Genomic DNA, 14,237 nt, shown 5'->3' on the forward strand with positions numbered 1-14,237 from the left:
GTATGGCGGGAAACAGCATTGGACAACTGTTCAAAGTCACCACTTTCGGTGAATCCCACGGCATTGCGCTGGGGTGTATTATCGACGGCGTGCCGCCGGGCATGGATTTGACGGAAGCGGATATTCAGCCGGATTTGGATCGGCGCAAACCGGGAACTTCACGCTACACCACGCCACGGCGCGAAGATGACGAAGTGCAGATTTTGTCTGGCGTATTCGAGGGCAAAACCACCGGCACAAGCATTGGCATGATCATCAAAAACGGCGATCAGCGCTCTCAGGATTATGGTGAGATCAAAGATCGTTTCCGTCCGGGGCACGCCGATTATACTTACCAGCAGAAATATGGCGTGCGCGATTATCGCGGCGGCGGGCGTTCCTCTGCGCGTGAAACTGCCATGCGCGTGGCTGCCGGTGCGGTGGCAAAAAAATATTTGCGTGAACGGTTCGGCGTGGAAGTGCGCGGTTTTCTCAGCCAAATCGGCGCGGTCAAAATTGCCGAACAGCCGTTGGAGCAAATTGACTGGGCGCAGGTCAACAGCAATCCGTTTTTCTGCCCGGATCCAAGTGCGGTCGAGCGGTTTGACGAATTGATCCGCGAGCTGAAAAAAGAGGGGAACTCGATTGGGGCGAAATTGACGGTAGTTGCCGAAAACGTGCCGGTCGGTTTGGGCGAGCCGGTATTTGACCGTTTGGATGCGGATTTAGCCCATGCTTTAATGGGGATTAATGCGGTTAAAGGCGTGGAAATTGGCGACGGCTTTGCGGTGGTGGAACAGAAAGGCACCGATCACCGTGATGAAATGACCCCCGAGGGGTTTTGTTCCAACCATGCCGGCGGCATTCTCGGCGGGATCAGTAACGGGCAGCCGATAGTGGCGCAAATTGCGCTGAAACCGACTTCCAGTATCACCATTCCGGGCAGGAGCGTCAATTTGGATAACCAAGCAGTGGAAGTGGTGACGCGCGGACGGCACGATCCGTGCGTTGGTATTCGTGCGGTGCCGATTGCCGAAGCGATGGTGGCGATTGTGTTACTCGATCATTTATTGCGCCAACGTGCGCAAAACGGAGTCAAAGATGTGGTGTCATAAGATTATCAGCGGACTTTTATTGTCGTTCGTCAGCCTGACCGCACTTGCCTCGCCGTGGGAACAAATTAAAGCGCCGGTGCAGGGCGAAGCCAATCCGGTCGGCGGCTACAGCAACGGCTGTATTATCGGTGCGCAACCGCTGGCATTACGCGGTGAGGGTTACCAAGTGATTCGCGCCGGTAAAAACCGCTATTACGGTCATCCCGAATTAGTGGATTACTTGACCCGTTTAGGGAAAAAAGCCAAACAAGCCGGTTTGCAAAATGTATTGGTCGGCGATATGGGCATGCCGGCGGGCGGGCGTTTTGCCAGCGGACACGCCAGCCACCAAACCGGTTTGGACGCGGATATTTGGCTGCGTTTCGGGCCTCTCAGCGACAAACAGGCGTTGAATCCGACGGCAACCTTAATGGTGAATCGCAAAGCCCAGCGAGTCGATGAAAAAGTCTGGACCGCGGATCAAACCACGTTGATTCGCTTGGCGGCACAAGATCCGAAAGTCGATCGGATTTTCCTCAATCCGGCAATTAAGTTGAAATTATGCCAGACGGTGCAGGGGGACCGCACTTGGCTGCGCAAAATCCGTCCGTGGTTCGGACACGACGCCCATTTGCACGTACGCTTAACCTGTCCGCAAGGCGCGAGTTATTGCGAGGCACAAGCGCCGGTGCCGAGCGGCGAAGGCTGCGGCGCCGAATTGATGTCGTGGTTTGAGCCGCCGAAACCGGGTTCACAAGCCAACAAACCGAAAACGCCACCGCCAATGCCGCAGCTGTGCCAAATGGTGTTATCACAACACGGTCAAAGTTAATCGGCAGGATAAAAAATGGAATTAGGCTTGGAAATGTACGCTTTGCTGTTTGGCGTGGCGTTATTGGCGGGTTTTATTGATGCGATTGCCGGTGGCGGAGGGCTGATTACCATTCCGGCACTGTTGGCAACCGGCATGCCGCCGGCGTTGGCATTGGGCACCAATAAACTGCAAGCTTGCGGCGGTTCCTTTTCCGCCAGTTGGTATTTTATCCGACGTAAGGCGGTCAATCTGCGTGAAATCGCAGTATTGATTGGCATGACCTTTCTCGGCGCGGTGTTAGGCACGGTTTTAGTCCAGCAGATGAATGCGGATTTTTTGAAAAAAATTCTGCCGTTTCTGATTTTTGCAATTGGAATCTATTTCTTGTTAACGCCGAAATTGGGCGAAAGCGATAAACAAAAACGGGTGTCTTATCTGGTTTTTGCCGTAACTGCCGGTTTCGCTATCGGCTTTTATGACGGCTTTTTCGGACCGGGCACGGGCTCGTTTCTCAGCTTGGCGTTTGTGATGTTGCTCGGTTTTAATTTGGCAAAAGCCACTGCCCACGCGAAAGTGCTGAATTTCACCTCGAATATCGCCTCGCTGCTGTTCTTTTTAATCGGCGGACAAGTGGCCTGGACGTTGGGCTTGGTGATGTTGGCAGGGCAATTTATCGGTGCCAGAATGGGCGCGCGAATGGTGTTAACCAAGGGGCAGAAATTGATTCGCCCGATGGTCGTGGTGGTGGCATTTGTAATGGCGAGCAAATTGGCATTTGATTATGGTTGGTTCGGCTGAACCAACGATTTGTTTTAATTAAGGTTTGATTGATGACAGAACAGAACAGACGCATAACCGCGCGCGTCGGTTATGAACCGCACTTTTCATGGCGTTACCTGTTGCCGCAATATTGGGGTGTTTGGTTAGGCATTTTCGGCTTGTTGTTGCTTGCCTATCTGCCGTACCGCTGGCGTGATCGTTTGGCGGCGAAACTGGGCGTGATTATTGCACGCAAGGCAAAAAAGCAGCGCCATCGCGCACGGGTGAATCTGTCCTATTGTTTTCCGGACTGGAGCAATGACAAAAAAGAGCAGGTGATTGATCAAATGTTTATCACCGTCACCCAAGTGATGTTGGCGATTGGCGAAGTGGCAATCCGTTCGAAAGCGCATTTACAGCAACGTACCGAATTTTTGGGGCTTGAACATATCCGTCGAGCGCGCGCCGACGGTAAGAATGTGATTTTGCTGGTGCCGCACACTTGGGCGATTGACGCTTCGGGCATTATTCTGCATACGCAGGGCATGCCGATGACGGCAATGTATAATCCGCACCGTAATCCGCTGGTGGATTGGCTGTGGAACCGCACGCGCGAACGTTTCGGCGGCAAAATGCACGCCCGTCAGAACGGGATTAAACCGTTTTTAAATACGGTGCGACGCGGCGAATTGGGTTATTATTTACCCGATGAAGATTATGGCGCAGAGCTGAGTGTATATGCCGATTTTTTTGCTACCTATAAAGCAACGCTGCCGGGCTTAAACAAAATGGCGAAAGTGGCGAAAGCGGTGGTGATTCCGATGTTCCCGCGTTATAACGCCGGGCTGGGCAAATATCAGTTGGACATTCATCCGCCCATGGCGCTGAGTGATAACGATGAAGAAATGGCACGGTTGATGAATCGGGAAATCGAATCTTATGTGACCGAGACGCCTGAGCAGTATGTCTGGATTTTGCGGTTGTTAAAAACCCGCAAAGACGGGCAGGATATTTATCGGCTTTAACAACAACCGTCACAAAAAAGCGAAGAAAGGATTTGCAGCCGACTTGAGTTTTGTTATTCTTATCTGCTTGCCGTGTTGCGAAAGATTGCGCAACACATCTCCTGAAAAGTTTATTTAGGTTTTTTAGCTATGAACCAGACATTAGAATTAGTGAAAGCGTCGATTAAATCTATTCCGGATTACCCGAAACAAGGGATTATTTTCCGTGATATCACCAGCTTGTTGGAAGTGCCGGCGGCATTCCAAGCAACGGTGGATTTGATCGTTGCGCAATATAAAGAAAAAGGCATTACCAAAGTGGTCGGCACCGAGTCCCGCGGTTTTATTTTCGGTGCGCCGGTGGCATTGGCGCTGGGTTTGCCGTTTGTCTTGGTGCGCAAACCGCGTAAATTGCCGCGCGAAACCATTGCGCAAAACTACCAATTGGAATATGGCGAAGATACGTTGGAAATTCATATTGACGCGATAAATGCCGATGATAACGTATTGATTATCGACGATTTATTAGCAACCGGCGGTACAGTGGAAGCAACGGTTAAACTGATTCGTCGTTTGGGCGGTAAAGTGGAGAATGCCGCGTTTATCATCAGCTTGCCGGAACTGGGCGGCGCAGAGCGTCTGAAAAAATCCGGTATCACTAGCTTCCATTTGGTTAGTTTCGACGAACATTAATTTTTCAACAACGGGTTGCGCATGAGCTATCAGGTACTTGCCAGAAAATGGCGGCCACAACGGTTTTCGCAGGTTGTCGGACAAGAACACGTTCTGACCGCACTTGCTAACGGTTTAGAGAATAATCGGCTGCACCATGCCTATCTCTTTTCCGGAACGCGCGGAGTAGGAAAAACCTCGATAGCCCGTTTGTTCGCCAAAGGCTTGAATTGTGAGCGGGGCGTCACCGCCGAACCGTGCGGCAAGTGTGAAAACTGCCGTGCGATTGAAGACGGGCGTTTTATTGATTTATTGGAAATCGACGCCGCCTCTCGCACCAAAGTGGAAGATACCCGAGAGTTACTCGACAACGTTCAGTATAAACCGGTGCAAGGGCGCTATAAAATCTACCTGATCGACGAAGTGCATATGTTGTCGCGCCACAGTTTCAATGCGTTGTTGAAAACGTTGGAAGAACCGCCGGAATATGTCAAATTCCTATTGGCAACCACCGATCCGCACAAACTGCCGATTACCATTTTATCCCGCTGTATTCAATTTCATCTGAAAGCGTTAGAGCCGAAACAGATTGCCAACCATCTGGAATATCTTCTGCAACAGGAAAAAATTCCCTATGAATTTTCCGCCTTGGAGCAGCTGGCAAAAGCGGCACGCGGCAGTATCCGTGACTCGCTCAGTCTGACCGATCAGGCGATTGCGATGAGCAACGGCAATATCAGCACGCAAATCGTACATCAAATGCTGGGCACACTCGACAGCGAACAATCGTTGGATATTATTCAGGCGTTACAGCTGGCGGACGGCGAAGCGTTAATGCGTAGCGTGCAGCAGGTGGCGGAGAAAGGCGTGGAGTGGGATCAACTGCTGCAAGAAGTGGCAAGCAACCTACACCAGATTGCGATGCGGCAACTGTTAAAAGCAAGCGAAAAAAGCAGTGATCGACTGGATTTCCTGGCGCGTAATTTACCGCCGGAAGATGTGCAATTTTATTATCAATTAATCCTGAACGGGCGCAAAGAGTTGCCGTTTGCGCCGGATCAACGCAGCGGGGTGGAAATGACCCTGTTGCGCGCCTTGGCATTTCATCCTAAGTTATTGCAACGGGATACATCGCTGTCAGCCCCGCAAACCACGACGGAAAAACAACTGGAGCAGGCGGAAAATACCGAACATCAGTTGCAGCGCATTCGCCAACGGTTGCCGAAGCACGAAGCTGAACCGCACTTTACACCCGAAAGCATAACTGCGCCAACGCCAAGTGCGGTGCAGCGTAAACGTATTGCGGCGCAAACAAACGAATCCGCCGCACAGTCCGATGACGCTCAGGCGCTTTCTCCGGCGTTGAAAGCGCTGCAAGCACGACAGCAGCTGCAAAATTCGCAAAAAAAAAACAGTAAACCCATCGTAACTGCCACGGATAATCGGTTGGAAACAGTGCCGACGGCAACACAAAACCATGACACCGGGGTGGAAAAATCGCTGGGCTTAATGGAACGCCTCAACCGTATCAGTGCCGCCAAAACCCCGCCGGCAAACCCGCCGCTGCCGGCTGCCGCAGCCGAACCGCCTCCGCTATCAGACGACGAAAGCGAAAATGAACAGAGTGATACGATTGGCGAAGATTACCATTGGCAATGGCTAAATCCGGAATTGGAAAACGAAGAGAGCAACCGTTTGCGTCCGTCGGATATCAAACAGGCGATTTTACAGGAAAGGACGCCGGAGCTAGTGGCAAAAGTGCTGAAACTCAGTGCGGAACGCGATCGTTGGTCGGCAATGTTAGAACAGTTGGAATTGAGCGGGATGGTCAAGCAGTTAGGGCTTAATGCCTTGCTATTGGCGGAAAATGATGAGGCGGTGACATTGGGTTTGCGCCCGGATCAGTCCAATTTGAATAATGCCCGTTATATCGAGGCATTACAGCAGCAATTGAGCAAATTTTATCAACATGAAGTGCGGTTAAACGTGGTGTTGGAAAGCGATAAGACGCGTCTGACGCCGCTGGAACAACGGCGCCAAATCTATAGCGAACTGAGCGAACAAGCCAAACACGCGTTACGGCAAGATCCGCAAATCGCGTTATTACAACAAGCGTTTGACGCGACCTTGGATTTGGACAGTATCCGTGCGGTGGGCTAGCGGCAGATTGATTGCGGCTTTGCAGCTTGGCAAATTTAAGCTAGAATGAGCGCCTATTTTTTGAATTATTTTAAAGAAAAAGAGAGAAAACTATGTTTGGAAAAGGTGGATTGGGCAACTTAATGAAACAAGCCCAACAAATGCAAGAACGCATGCAAAAAATGCAGGAAGAAGTGGCGCAATTGGAAGTGACCGGCGAATCCGGGGCGGGGTTGGTGAAAATTACCGTCAATGGTGCACACAACTGCCGTCGTATCGAAATCGATCCATCGTTAATGGAAGACGATAAAGAGATGTTGGAAGATTTAATCGCCGCGGCGTTTAACGACGCGGTACGCCGTGCCGAAGAGTTGCAAAAAGAAAAAATGGCTTCCGTAACCTCCGGTATGCAGTTGCCACCGGGTTTTAAAATGCCGTTTTAATCGGGCTGTTAAATCTGTTCTAACCGCACTTTAAGTGCGGTTCAGACTGATGACAAAGTCTCTTTCTCGAATAATTTCCCTCCCGCCGTATACGGCGGGAGGTGTCCGAAGAACAGAAGGAGGCATAAATTATTTTAAAAATAAATATGTTGCATTTTCATATTTCCCCTCCCTCCCCATTTTTCTTGCGAAAAATGGTATTCCCTCCGCGCGCGGAGGGAGAGAAGTCAGTTTGTCAGCAATCTCGGTTTTGTTTATTAAAGAGAGAGAATTCATGCAAATCAGCCCATTACTGGAACACTTGATGGAAGCGTTGCGCTGCTTGCCCGGCGTCGGACCGAAATCGGCGCAGCGGATGGCATATCATTTGCTCCAGCGCAACCGTAGCGGCGGTGTCAATTTAGCCCAAGCCTTGCAGGAAGCAATGAGCAAAATCGGACATTGCAGCCAATGCCGAACCTTTACCGAAGAAGAAAGCTGTGCAATTTGCCGCAACCCGCGCCGCCAACAAAATAAACAACTGTGCGTGGTGGAAATGCCGTCGGATATCCAAGCCTTAGAGTTGACAGGGCAATATTCGGGGCGTTACTTTGTGTTGATGGGACATCTATCGCCGCTTGACGGGATCGGGCCGCGCGATATTGGGCTGGATTTGTTACAACAACGTTTGCAGCAGGAAACCTTCGAAGAAGTGATTCTCGCCACCAATCCGACGGTGGAAGGCGACGCCACTGCCAATTATATCGCGGAATTATGCCGACAATTCGCCATACCGGTGACACGTATCGCCCACGGTATTCCGGTTGGCGGCGAGCTGGAAAATGTGGACGGAACCACGTTATCCCACTCGTTTTTAGGGCGGCGGCAAATTCAATAACCTCACTTAGCCAGTGCGGCGTTTTCTTCTATCGATATAGTGTGTTTGCCGCAATTTGCAAGTGATCCAACATGTCATAACGTTTGCGGTACATGCTGCGTTTTTTACTTTGTACCTCTTCAAGGCTTTTGCGTTCAAGTGCGGTCGAAAGCTGCCAATATTGGCTTTTGACATCGAACTCGGCTCCGTTTTCAGCCCAAAACTGATCATAATTAAATAATAGGCGCGAATGATCGTTCCAACGGTATTTTGCTTGGTTTTTATGTTTAATACCGAGCAGTTTACAACCCCATGTCTCAGCCAACATTTTTATGATCGTTATCAGCATATGTGAAGGGCGCACGCCGTGTAGTTGTTTGGTCAATTTACGCACCAAATCCTGTGCCATTTCTCCGCTCGGGCCTTGCAACGAAGTGATCAGTAAACGGCTTTCCGGAATAAAGGCAAAAGAGAGATCATAAAGCCGCTGCTGATTTTCATCCTGTAAATTAATTGAGAAAAAGCCTTCAAGCGGATCGATTTTATTGATATTTAAATATGCCGAAATGCCGTTGGCTAAGGTCGTAATGAGTACGGAATCATGTTTAACCAGATCACGGCACAGGGTTTCGCCGAATACGGTTTCGGCGAAGGCAAAATTATATTGCAGTGCGGCTAAACGCTGTTTGGGGCCGAAACGCTTATCGCAAAAACGGTATAAAATGCTATTAAAGCGGTAAGGATTTTCACGGAAGAGTGTTTGCCACAGAGCGTGGTTATTCAGAAAACAGACGAATTTATTACAATATTTGGCACTGCGCGCATAGCGTAAGTAATAACGAGAACGTATCAGTGCCAATTTTGAGCGTTTTTTATTGGTCGCGGGAAACATTGTTTTCGCTGTCGGGAAGGTAATCGTATTCTTCATAGGCGCTCTTTTTCAAATAAAAATAAAGCTGTAAATTCTATTTGATCACCAGGCTTAAGTAAATATTCCGCTCGATAATTTATCGGATTTTACTCCGCCGTTTCCAATTCTTTCAAATATTGGAAAATTTCACGATAACACTTCGGTGGTTTTTGTGCGGCACGTTCTTTTTGTGCGGCACGGATCAGGTTGCGCAGGTGTTGAATATCCAGTTCCGGATATTGGGCAATCAGATTGGACAGCACCTGATTATTATCACTTGCTAATAATTGATCACGTAAGTGTTCCAAACGGTGGAAAGCCGCTTGTTGTTGGTTATGTTTGTTTTCCAGTTTGTCTAATGCTTCTTGCAGTGGCTCGACATCGGTGTTGCGTAATAGCTTGCCGATATATTGCAGTTGACGGCGCAGGGCACCGCGTTGTGAACGTTGCGCCAGTTCAATGGCATCAGCCAGTTTTTCATCAAGTGGAATTTTTTCCAGATTCGCCGGAGTCAGTGCGACTAATTTGGCGCCGAATTTTTTCAAGGCTTCGGCATCACGCTTAATTTCGCTTTTGCTGACCCAAATAATCTCGTCGTCTTGTGCTTCATCGTCGAGTAAAAAATCGACTTCTTGATCTTTCTTCATGCTGTTTTATCTTGTGGCTAGGGAATCAAGTGAATAATAATAGCATAAATTCGGAGGTGGTGCGGCAGGGAATTTGAGGAGGGCGGATAATCGGTTTTTGCTCCCTTCGCAGACGGAAGGGAACAAAAGGGTTAACAAACGCCGAAAGGTTCAGCCAATTTGTATAGGCTCAATTCCTCGGCTTGATAGGTTTTGGTATAGATTTTTTCATTTTCTTCCCATTGGCAGATAACGCCTTCGGCAGTTATCGCAGCGACTTGCATTTTGCGCCCGCCGATTTTCGGTTGTACTTCATCCCCTAAATTGAATTCCATCATCATCTCCTTTAACTGTGGTTTTAATCGTAATGATTATAGTGGACTAATCTCACCTAAACGTGTGGTTTTATCCTAAAATATTGCCGTCACGTCTTAGGCTGTCTTTGCTAATTAGCGTTGGCAAAAAAGCGGCAAAATAGGCTAGAATGTGGCTTAACTAAAATGCATGAGATAACAACAAGATGACAAGGCAAACTCAGGATTTATTAAAATTACAGCAGCAGGATTTATTGGCGGCGGCGGAATTGGCATTAAAGTTGGCGGCGCAAGCAGGTGCTGCGGCGCAAGTTGGGGCAACCAAAAGTACCGGGCTGTCGGTTTCGACCCGTTTAGAGCAAGTGGAAAATATTGAATTTAATAATGACGGCGCATTAGGCATTTCCGTTTATTTGGGGGAGCGCAAGGGCAATGCGTCAACCTCGGATCTTTCGCCGCAAGCGGTGCAAAGTGCGGTCGAAGCGGCGTTGAGTATTGCCAAATACACCTCGGAAGATCCCTATAACGGTTTGCCTGAAAAGGAATTACTGGCATTCAATCCGCCGGATCTGGATCTGTATCATCCGGCAGAGATCAGCGTCGATCAGGCGGTGGAATTGGCATTGGCAGCCGAGCAAACCGCACTGGCAGCCGACGCGCGCATTGTAAACAGTGAGGGCGCGAGTTTTAATGCCCACAGCGGCATTCGGGTGTATGGTAACAGCTACGGCGTGCTGAACAGCTATCTTTCCAGCCGTTATTCTTTGTCTTGTAGCGTGATTGGCGCAGCGGAGCAACAGATGGAACGGGAATACGAATACACCGTTTCGCGCCGTTTTCAAGGGTTGGAGTCGCCGGAGTGGGTGGGGGAACAGTGTGCACAAAAAACCGTGGCGCGTTTATCGGCACAAAAATTAGCCACCCAAACCGCACCGGTGATTTTTCTGAATGATGTGGCGACCGGTTTGGTCGGCAGCTTGGTCGGGGCGGCGAGCGGCAGTAGCATTTATCGTAAATCCAGTTTTTTGCTGGATAAACTCGGTTGCCAAATTTTGCCGACTTGGTTTGAGATCAGCGAACAACCGCACTTACGCGGGCGTTTGGCGTCGTCGCCGTTTGACAGCGAAGGGGTGAAAACCGAAAATCGGCAAATTGTCGAACAGGGCATTTTGCAGACCTATTTATTAACCACTTACAGCGCAAAAAAATTAGGCTTGCAAAGCACCGGACACGCTGGCGGTATTCACAATTGGTTGGTGAAAGCCAACGTGAACGGTGGCTTGACCGCACTTTTAAAGCAAATGGGAACCGGCTTGTTGGTCACCGATTTAATGGGGCAAGGGGTGAATTTAGTCACCGGCGACTATTCGCGCGGCGCAGCCGGTTTCTGGGTGGAAAACGGTGAAATCCAATATCCGGTGCATGAAATCACCATTGCCGGACAGTTGCAAACGATGTTGGCGAATATCGTGGCGGTGGCGGACGATGTCGAGCACCGCTCGAATATTCAAACCGGTTCGATTTTATTGGACGAGATGAAAATCTCGGGGAACTGAATTATTTTATCATAAATAAGAATAATTATCATTGACAAGATTATCGAGTCTGTTATGATGATTGCCAGTTGCAGGAGTGCAACCAAGTCCGCAAAGATTGTGAAAGCAGTCGAGCAGATGTAGAGTAAAAAGTAAATTCGTTAGGGTCATCGGCTGGAGCTTGCTCCAGCCTTTGTTTTTTGGCTGGCATAGGCGAGAGGCTGAAAATCCTTTTTTATCTGAATCGTTTTTTAAGTCATGCGCGATTATGTTATGATGGCGCGGTTTAAATGGATAAAGTCAAATATAGCTTGGATAAAGGTCGCTTTAATGAAAAAACATTATGTTGAAACGTTAATTCCAACGGCAGAAATTGCCTCACGCATACAGGAACTGGGCGCAGAAATCAGCCGTTTCTATCAACACCAAAATGCGGAAAAAATCGTGGTGGTCGGGTTGTTGAAAGGGTCGTTTATGTTTATGGCGGATTTAGTGCGCAGCATTGATTTGCCGACCGAAATTGACTTTATGACCACCACCAGTTATGGCTCGGGGATGTATTCCAACCATGACGTGAAAATTTCCAAAGATTTGGACGGCGATATCAAAGATAAGCACGTGTTAATCGTAGAAGATATTATCGACACCGGCTACACCTTAGACAAAGTACGCAAAATTTTATTACTGCGCGAACCGGCTTCGATCACGATTTGCACCTTATTGGATAAACCGTCACGACGCGAGGTGGAAGTGCCGGTCGATTGGGTTGGTTTTGCCATTCCGGATGAATTTGTGGTCGGTTTCGGCATTGATTATGCACAACAATACCGGAATTTGGGGTATATCGGTAAAGTGGTGTTGCAACAAGAATAAAGATAAATTTTCGTTCTCGCCTCTCTCCGTCATGCGGACATCTCCCTCCGCGCACGGAGGGAGAAAAAGAGAACCAAGTGCGGTTTGGGTTACCCGACAATCTCACCCCATAAATCATATTCATCGGCATTGTGGATTTTGGCTTGTACAATGTCACCGACTTTGACCGCACTTTGTGTTGGGTTCTCTAAATAAACCAAGCCGTCGATTTCCGGCGCGTCTGCCATTGAGCGCCCTATAATGCCTTGTTCGTCGATTTCGTCGATAATTACGGCTAACGTTTTGCCGATTTTTTGTTGCAGCCGTTGTGCGGAGATTTGCTGCTGCAACTGCATGAAACGGTGGAAACGTTCTTCTTTCACCTCTTCCGGCACTTGATCCGCCATCTCGGTGGCAGGTGCGCCGTCAACCGGGCTGAATTTGAAACAGCCGACGCGATCCAGTTGCGCTTCTTGCAAAAAGTCTAATAACAGTTGGAAATCTTGTTCGGTTTCGCCCGGGAAGCCGACGATAAAAGTCGAACGCAGGGTCAATTCCGGGCAAATATCGCGCCAGTTTTTGATCCGCTCTAAAGTGCGGTCAATCGAGCCGGGGCGTTTCATCGCTTTCAGAATTTTCGGGCTGGCGTGTTGCAGCGGAATATCCAAATAGGGCAGAATTTTGCCTTCCGCCATCAGCGGAATCAGTTTATCCACGTGCGGATAGGGATACACATAGTGCAAGCGCACCCAAATATTCAGTTTTGCCAGTTGCTCACACAACGATAGCAGATCGTTGCGGATCGGCATACCGTTCCAGAACGCGATATTGTTTTTGTCTTTTTTAGTTTTGTCTAAGGTGTAAGCCGAGGTATCTTGCGACACCACCAACAGCTCTTTCACTCCGGCATCGGCGAGGCGTTTGGCTTCGTCCAACACATTGCCAATCGGGCGGCTGTCGAGATCGCCGCGCATTGACGGAATAATGCAGAACGTACAACGGTGATCACAACCTTCGGAAATTTTCAGATAGGCATAGTGCTTCGGCGTCAGTTTCACCCCTTGTTTCGGCACCAGATTGACAAACGGGTTGTATTCCGGTTTCGGCACATATTTATGTACTTGTTTCAGCACGGTTTCATAGCTGTGCGGACCACTGACTTCCAACACTTTTGGGTGCACTTCGCGGATCTGATCTTCTTTCGCGCCCAAACAGCCGGTGACGATCACCTTGCCGTTTTCCGCCAAGGCTTCGCCGATCGCTTCCAACGACTCTTGCACCGCGCTGTCGATAAAGCCGCAGGTGTTGACGATTACCAAATCGGCGTTGTCATAGCTCGGCACGATGTTATAACCATCGGTGCGCAGTTCGGTCAGAATACGTTCGGAATCGACCAGGTTTTTCGGACAGCCGAGGCTTAAAAAACCAATATTCGGGGGGTGGATCATAATCTTCTCAATATTTCAAAATAGAACAAGTACGGACAAACCGCACTTTGCTGTTTGTCCGCGATAAAAATTGCGCTGATTGTATAGAATTTAGGATTAAAAGGCTAGTTGTCAGTGCCGGGATGAAGAAAAAGGCAAGCGTCCGGCATAACGTCGATCGCTTAGCATGCGCAATAATACAATGGCAGTGAGTGAAATCGTTAAAAATAGTGAAATAAGTAAAATGAGTGACGGTTCATAATCGATAAAGCCTAAATATTTTAGGAATTCGATAGAACCAAGAAGCAGGCTTATGCTTAATACGATATTGAGCAATGCGACATATTTTGCCTTAGTGAAAAGGGTATTGATAATACTGCGAACAAATAGAATAAATCCTAAATAAATCGTAATAGACAGAACGCTGCTAATAATCACATACGGTACTAAATATAATAATAGTAGGAAAATGGCGATAAAATAAAAACTATAGCGTTCTAATGGCGTGAACCGTTGCAAGGTGAAGTCGCGCAGAAAGAGATTAAAGACAAAAGTAAAGCTAATCAAAAAGGTAAGGCTTAATTTTGATGGCGGAATCCCATTATAAAATAAGGATAGATCAGGGGTTAACAAACTGTAAATAAACGTTAGCCAGGCGATTGCGGCTATGGCGCACCAAATAAAATATTTTTCCTTTGCGCTGATAAAATAACAACAGGCGCAGACGATAACCAGAATAAGCAAACTAATGACATTTATCTGGAAAAGATGATAATTGATACAAATACTCAAATTATTGGCGGTTGCAATCAT

15 protein-coding genes are annotated in these 14,237 nt (G+C 48.4%); 10 read left to right on the forward strand and 5 right to left on the reverse strand.

The window, feature by feature from the left end; genetic code table 11:
- The first annotated feature begins 2 nt into the window (after positions 1–2).
- The 8 genes from aroC (at position 3) to recR (ending at position 7,781) form a co-directional block, all read left to right on the forward strand.
- Positions 3–1,094 carry a chorismate synthase gene (gene aroC, locus ACQ31U_RS08430; RefSeq protein WP_431051124.1) on the forward strand — a complete coding sequence of 364 codons (1,092 nt, stop codon included), beginning with the start codon at positions 3–5 and terminating at the stop codon, positions 1,092–1,094.
- The gene (gene mepA, locus ACQ31U_RS08435) at positions 1,081–1,905 is read left to right on the forward strand and encodes a penicillin-insensitive murein endopeptidase (RefSeq protein ID WP_431051126.1); all 825 of its coding nucleotides are present in this window, start codon (positions 1,081–1,083) and stop codon (positions 1,903–1,905) included. The genes aroC and mepA overlap by 14 nt, the downstream gene beginning before the upstream one ends.
- Before the next feature lie 15 nt (positions 1,906–1,920).
- Positions 1,921–2,685 carry a TSUP family transporter gene (locus ACQ31U_RS08440; protein WP_431051128.1) on the forward strand — a complete coding sequence of 255 codons (765 nt, stop codon included), beginning with the start codon at positions 1,921–1,923 and terminating at the stop codon, positions 2,683–2,685.
- 32 nt (positions 2,686–2,717) lie between these two features.
- Positions 2,718–3,671 carry a lauroyl-Kdo(2)-lipid IV(A) myristoyltransferase gene (gene lpxM, locus ACQ31U_RS08445; protein WP_431051129.1) on the forward strand — a complete coding sequence of 318 codons (954 nt, stop codon included), beginning with the start codon at positions 2,718–2,720 and terminating at the stop codon, positions 3,669–3,671.
- Positions 3,672–3,800: 129 nt separating this feature from the next.
- Positions 3,801–4,343, forward strand: a complete 543-nt coding sequence (gene apt, locus ACQ31U_RS08450) for an adenine phosphoribosyltransferase (protein WP_431051131.1) — start codon at positions 3,801–3,803, stop codon at positions 4,341–4,343.
- A 21-nt stretch (positions 4,344–4,364) separates the two neighbouring features.
- Positions 4,365–6,482, forward strand: a complete 2,118-nt coding sequence (gene dnaX, locus ACQ31U_RS08455; RefSeq protein WP_431051133.1) for a DNA polymerase III subunit gamma/tau — start codon at positions 4,365–4,367, stop codon at positions 6,480–6,482.
- Positions 6,483–6,574: 92 nt separating this feature from the next.
- Positions 6,575–6,904, forward strand: a complete 330-nt coding sequence (locus tag ACQ31U_RS08460) for a YbaB/EbfC family nucleoid-associated protein (protein ID WP_431051134.1) — start codon at positions 6,575–6,577, stop codon at positions 6,902–6,904.
- Between the two features lie 274 nt (positions 6,905–7,178).
- Positions 7,179–7,781, forward strand: a complete 603-nt coding sequence (gene recR, locus ACQ31U_RS08465) for a recombination mediator RecR (protein WP_431051136.1) — start codon at positions 7,179–7,181, stop codon at positions 7,779–7,781.
- A gap of 28 nt (positions 7,782–7,809) precedes the next feature.
- On the opposite strand, the gene ACQ31U_RS08470 is transcribed toward recR, so the two are convergent.
- The 3 genes from ACQ31U_RS08470 to ACQ31U_RS08480 all read right to left on the reverse strand — a co-directional run bounded on the left by ACQ31U_RS08470 (position 7,810) and on the right by ACQ31U_RS08480 (position 9,631).
- Positions 7,810–8,688 (reverse strand): VirK/YbjX family protein, encoded by an 879-nt coding sequence (locus tag ACQ31U_RS08470; RefSeq protein ID WP_431051138.1) that lies wholly within the window; start codon positions 8,686–8,688, stop codon positions 7,810–7,812.
- A gap of 89 nt (positions 8,689–8,777) precedes the next feature.
- Positions 8,778–9,317, reverse strand: a complete 540-nt coding sequence (gene yjgA, locus ACQ31U_RS08475) for a ribosome biogenesis factor YjgA (protein WP_431051140.1) — start codon at positions 9,315–9,317, stop codon at positions 8,778–8,780.
- 131 nt (positions 9,318–9,448) lie between these two features.
- Entirely contained in the window at positions 9,449–9,631 is a 183-nt protein-coding gene (locus tag ACQ31U_RS08480; RefSeq protein ID WP_431051142.1) for a hypothetical protein, read from the reverse strand.
- Between the two features lie 185 nt (positions 9,632–9,816).
- On the opposite strand from ACQ31U_RS08480, the gene pmbA reads away from it, so the two are divergent.
- On the forward strand, positions 9,817–11,166 hold the full coding sequence (pmbA, locus tag ACQ31U_RS08485) for a metalloprotease PmbA (protein ID WP_431051144.1): 1,350 nt from the start codon (positions 9,817–9,819) through the stop codon (positions 11,164–11,166).
- A 309-nt stretch (positions 11,167–11,475) separates the two neighbouring features.
- Positions 11,476–12,018, forward strand: a complete 543-nt coding sequence (gene hpt / locus ACQ31U_RS08490) for a hypoxanthine phosphoribosyltransferase (RefSeq protein WP_431051146.1) — start codon at positions 11,476–11,478, stop codon at positions 12,016–12,018.
- A gap of 89 nt (positions 12,019–12,107) precedes the next feature.
- Here the strand turns inward: hpt and rimO are convergent, their stop codons facing one another.
- Together rimO and ACQ31U_RS08500 are read right to left on the reverse strand one after the other, a co-directional pair.
- Entirely contained in the window at positions 12,108–13,445 is a 1,338-nt protein-coding gene (rimO, locus tag ACQ31U_RS08495) for a 30S ribosomal protein S12 methylthiotransferase RimO (RefSeq protein ID WP_431051147.1), read from the reverse strand.
- A gap of 111 nt (positions 13,446–13,556) precedes the next feature.
- Entirely contained in the window at positions 13,557–14,237 is a 681-nt protein-coding gene (locus ACQ31U_RS08500; protein ID WP_431051149.1) for a hypothetical protein, read from the reverse strand.

Origin of the sequence: Testudinibacter sp. TW-1 (assembly GCF_050613185.1) — a bacterium.
Classification (GTDB): Bacteria; Pseudomonadota; Gammaproteobacteria; order Enterobacterales; family Pasteurellaceae; genus Chelonobacter.

Bases quoted from the DNA above. Each gene is read 5' to 3' on its own strand.
- aroC (WP_431051124.1), top strand. From the start codon at position 3: ATGGCGGGAAACAGCATTGGACAACTGTTCAAAGTCACCACTTTCGGT.
- mepA (WP_431051126.1), top strand. From the start codon at position 1,081: ATGTGGTGTCATAAGATTATCAGCGGACTTTTATTGTCGTTCGTCAGC.
- ACQ31U_RS08440 (WP_431051128.1), top strand. From the start codon at position 1,921: ATGGAATTAGGCTTGGAAATGTACGCTTTGCTGTTTGGCGTGGCGTTA.
- lpxM (WP_431051129.1), top strand. From the start codon at position 2,718: ATGACAGAACAGAACAGACGCATAACCGCGCGCGTCGGTTATGAACCG.
- apt (WP_431051131.1), top strand. From the start codon at position 3,801: ATGAACCAGACATTAGAATTAGTGAAAGCGTCGATTAAATCTATTCCG.
- dnaX (WP_431051133.1), top strand. From the start codon at position 4,365: ATGAGCTATCAGGTACTTGCCAGAAAATGGCGGCCACAACGGTTTTCG.
- ACQ31U_RS08460 (WP_431051134.1), top strand. From the start codon at position 6,575: ATGTTTGGAAAAGGTGGATTGGGCAACTTAATGAAACAAGCCCAACAA.
- recR (WP_431051136.1), top strand. From the start codon at position 7,179: ATGCAAATCAGCCCATTACTGGAACACTTGATGGAAGCGTTGCGCTGC.
- ACQ31U_RS08470 (WP_431051138.1), bottom strand. From the start codon at position 8,688: ATGAAGAATACGATTACCTTCCCGACAGCGAAAACAATGTTTCCCGCG.
- yjgA (WP_431051140.1), bottom strand. From the start codon at position 9,317: ATGAAGAAAGATCAAGAAGTCGATTTTTTACTCGACGATGAAGCACAA.
- ACQ31U_RS08480 (WP_431051142.1), bottom strand. From the start codon at position 9,631: ATGGAATTCAATTTAGGGGATGAAGTACAACCGAAAATCGGCGGGCGC.
- pmbA (WP_431051144.1), top strand. From the start codon at position 9,817: ATGACAAGGCAAACTCAGGATTTATTAAAATTACAGCAGCAGGATTTA.
- hpt (WP_431051146.1), top strand. From the start codon at position 11,476: ATGAAAAAACATTATGTTGAAACGTTAATTCCAACGGCAGAAATTGCC.
- rimO (WP_431051147.1), bottom strand. From the start codon at position 13,445: ATGATCCACCCCCCGAATATTGGTTTTTTAAGCCTCGGCTGTCCGAAA.
- ACQ31U_RS08500 (WP_431051149.1), bottom strand. From the start codon at position 14,237: ATGATTGCAACCGCCAATAATTTGAGTATTTGTATCAATTATCATCTT.